Below are 3,095 nucleotides of genomic sequence, written 5' to 3'. Positions count from 1 at the left end.
CAACCTGAACCTTGAGAAAGCCGCTACCCGTGAAGAGATGAACGAGTACCTGCGCTACATGGCGCTGCACTCCGATCTGCATAAGCAAATCGACTTCGTCAATTCGCAGGAAGTGGTATCCACCGACTTCGTTGGCTCGCGCCACGCCGGTGTGGTCGACGCTGAAGCGACCATCGTTCAGGACAACCGCGTTGTTCTTTACGTCTGGTACGACAACGAGTTCGGCTACAGCTGCCAGGTTGTTCGCGTGATGGAAGACATGGCCGGTGTAAACCCGCCAGCATTCCCGCGCTAAGCCTTAGCTGCAAATGAAAACGCCCCGACTTTGGTCGGGGCGTTTTTTTATGCCTGGTAAATCTCTGTTGCCTGTTCCGGCCTCATCGCCAGCAGGCTGGCTCCCACACTGGATCTTTGTCGTTCACAAATCCCCTGTAGGAGCGAGCCTGCTCGCGATGGCGTCCTATCGGGCGCCGCCAGCAACAGCCGCTTGCGCCGTGCGCAGTTCATGCTTGTTGCCCCGGAACAACACCAGCGTCGCAATCAACCCCAGCACCGCCGCACCGCTGAGCCAGATCCCCGGCGCAGCCTTGTTGCCCAGCACATGAATCAAATAGGTACACGCCGCCGGTGTGAAGCCGCCGAAGGTCGCAGTCGCCAGGCTGTAGGCCAGCGAGAACCCGGTTGTACGCACTTCTACCGGCATGATCTCGGTCAGCGCCACCACCATCGCGCCGTTGTACGAGCCGTACAGGAAAGACAACCACAACTCGACGATCAGCAAATGGCTGAAGCTCGGATTCGCCACCAGCCACGAAAGGGCAGGGTAAGCGGTCAGAATCGCCAGAATCGTCGCCGCCAGCAGTAGGGGTTTGCGTCCGATCTTGTCAGACACCGCACCCATCACCGGCAGCCAGAAGAAGTTCGACAGGCCGATGCACACCGTCACCAGCAACGCATCCAGATCCGACAAATGCAGTTCAGACTTGCCAAAAGTCGGGGTGTAGGCCGTGATCAGATAGAACGACACCGTGGTCATCACGACCAGCGCCATGCCGGCGAGGACGATACCGAAGTTCTGACCAATCGAGCGGACGATTTCCTGCAAAGTAGGGCGATGCTTGCGCGCCTGGAATTCCGGGGTTTCCTCCAGCGAGCGACGAATCACGAAGATCACCGGCACGATCATGCAGCCGATCAGAAACGGCACGCGCCAGCCCCAATCGCCCATTTGCTCCGGGCTCAGCCAGTGGTTGAGACCGACGCCGAGCAGGCCGGCGAACACCACGGCCGCTTGTTGGCTGGCGGACTGCCAACTGACAAAAAAGCCTTTGCGGCCCGGCGTGGAAATTTCCGCCAGATAAACCGAGACGCCGCCCAGTTCAACCCCCGCCGAGAACCCTTGCAGCAAGCGTCCAAGCAGCACCAGCAAGGGTGCGGCGACACCGAGCGTCGCGTAGCCTGGGACGCAGGCAATCAACACGGTGCCGGCGGCCATCATCGCCAGAGTGATGATCAGGCCCTTGCGACGGCCATGGCGGTCAATGTAGGCGCCCAGAAAGATTGCGCCGAGTGGGCGCATCAGGAAACCGGCACCGAAGGTTGCCAGCGAAAGCATCAGGGAGGCGAAGGCGCTGTCGGTAGGGAAGAAAGTCTTGGCGATCGCCGTGGCGTAGAAGCCGTAGACCATGAAGTCGAACATTTCGAGAAAATTGCCGCTGACAACGCGAAAAATCGCCTTGCCTTTGCCGGTCGTTGAAGACATTTCTGGATACTCACTTTAAATCTTGTAAGAAAGCGTTTCGCTCGTATCCCATAATGGCCGGCGTGCTTTTGCGGGGAGATGAAGAATTGTTAACTGGACGGTGGCAGGGGGTTGTGGTGTTGGCGGTCGTCTTGTCCGGCTGCGGCAATGGCGACTCCATGGAGAGCATTGGCGGTCCGACCATGGGCAGCACGTATTCGATCAAATACGTACGTCATGCAAGTCTTGCTGATCCTGCACAAGTTCGCCGCGAAGTGGAGGGCATCCTCGCCGAAGTCGATCGGCATATGTCCACTTACCGCAGCGATTCGGACATCGAGCAATTCAACGCATTGCCCGCCAACAGTTGTCAGAAGATGCCCGCTTCCGTACTCGAATTGGTTCGTATCGGTGAACAGCTGTCAGAGCAAAGCGAAGGTTCCTACGACCTCACCGTCGAACCGCTGATGAATCTCTGGGGCTTCGGTCCGCAAGGTCGCGAAGAAAAAGTCCCAAGTGCTGCTGCATTGGCCGAGGTGCTGCAACGGGTCGGTCATCAGCATCTGCGAATCGATGGCGATCAGTTGTGCAAGGACGCCGCCGTTGAAGTCGACTTCAACAGCGTTGCCGCCGGTTATGCCGTCGATAGGATTGCCGCACGACTCGACGCCATGGGCATCCACGATTACCTCGCCGAAGCCACGGGAGAGCTCAAGGCCAAGGGCAAAAAACTCGATGGCTCACCATGGCGCATTGCCTTGGAAGAGCCCCGCGATGATCAGCGAGTCGCCGAGCGCATCATCAATGTCGATGGCTACGGCGTTTCCACCTCCGGCGATTACCGCAACTATTTCCTGCGAGATGGCCGGCGCTATTCCCACACATTCGATGCGCGTAGCGGCGCACCTGTCCTACATGATCTTGCGTCAGTCACGGTGATTCATCCTTCAGCGTTGATGGCCGATGGACTATCGACGCTGTTGCTGATTCTCGGGCCTGAAAGGGCTTGGGACTATGCCGAAAAACACGACATTGGTGCATTCTTTGTGATTCGTGCCGATACAGGTTTTGTTATCCGCACCAGCAAGGCTTTCGAGCGGTTCAGTGGCGTAAAAACTGACTAAGGACAATACGAAAGCTGGCGTTGTAGTGCAGGCAAAAGTAGCCTACGACGCGACCAAGGGTTAATGTGCGCGGCGTTGACGCTTCTATAGACTGTGTCCGGGTTCATCACTGGCCCCCAATTGTTCCTTCGCGCCGCCGTTCGGCGTGATTTAGCCGCAGGTTCTGCTGGCACCGCGGCCTGTTCTGAGGAGTACGCATGGCTGTCTACAACTACGACGTGGTGGTGCTG

Annotated in this window: 2 protein-coding genes and 1 pseudogene; 2 read left to right on the top strand and 1 reads right to left on the bottom strand. The window is 58.0% G+C overall.

All coding sequences use genetic code 11. The annotated features are described in order from the left end of the window. Positions 1–295: pseudogene (locus tag ACIOVB_RS27260) on the top strand (glyceraldehyde-3-phosphate dehydrogenase); the annotation flags it as partial. A 165-nt stretch (positions 296–460) separates the two neighbouring features. Here the strand turns inward: ACIOVB_RS27260 and ACIOVB_RS27255 are convergent. Next, positions 461–1,762, bottom strand: coding sequence for an MFS transporter (locus ACIOVB_RS27255; protein WP_401272247.1), 1,302 nt, complete (start codon positions 1,760–1,762; stop codon positions 461–463). 53 nt (positions 1,763–1,815) lie between these two features. On the opposite strand from ACIOVB_RS27255, the gene ACIOVB_RS27250 reads away from it, so the two are divergent. After that, the gene (locus ACIOVB_RS27250) at positions 1,816–2,865 is read left to right on the top strand and encodes an FAD:protein FMN transferase (RefSeq protein WP_401272246.1); all 1,050 of its coding nucleotides are present in this window, start codon (positions 1,816–1,818) and stop codon (positions 2,863–2,865) included. Positions 2,866–3,095 lie beyond the last annotated feature (230 nt).

This window comes from Pseudomonas sp. NPDC087639 (assembly GCF_044743385.1).
In the GTDB taxonomy this organism is placed as follows: Bacteria; Pseudomonadota; Gammaproteobacteria; order Pseudomonadales; family Pseudomonadaceae; genus Aquipseudomonas.
Note: the sequence above shows the minus strand (reverse complement) of the source record. Positions and strands in the feature narration are given on the sequence as shown.

Bases quoted from the DNA above. Each gene is read 5' to 3' on its own strand.
- ACIOVB_RS27250 (WP_401272246.1), top strand. From the start codon at position 1,816: ATGGCCGGCGTGCTTTTGCGGGGAGATGAAGAATTGTTAACTGGACGG.
- ACIOVB_RS27255 (WP_401272247.1), bottom strand. From the start codon at position 1,762: ATGTCTTCAACGACCGGCAAAGGCAAGGCGATTTTTCGCGTTGTCAGC.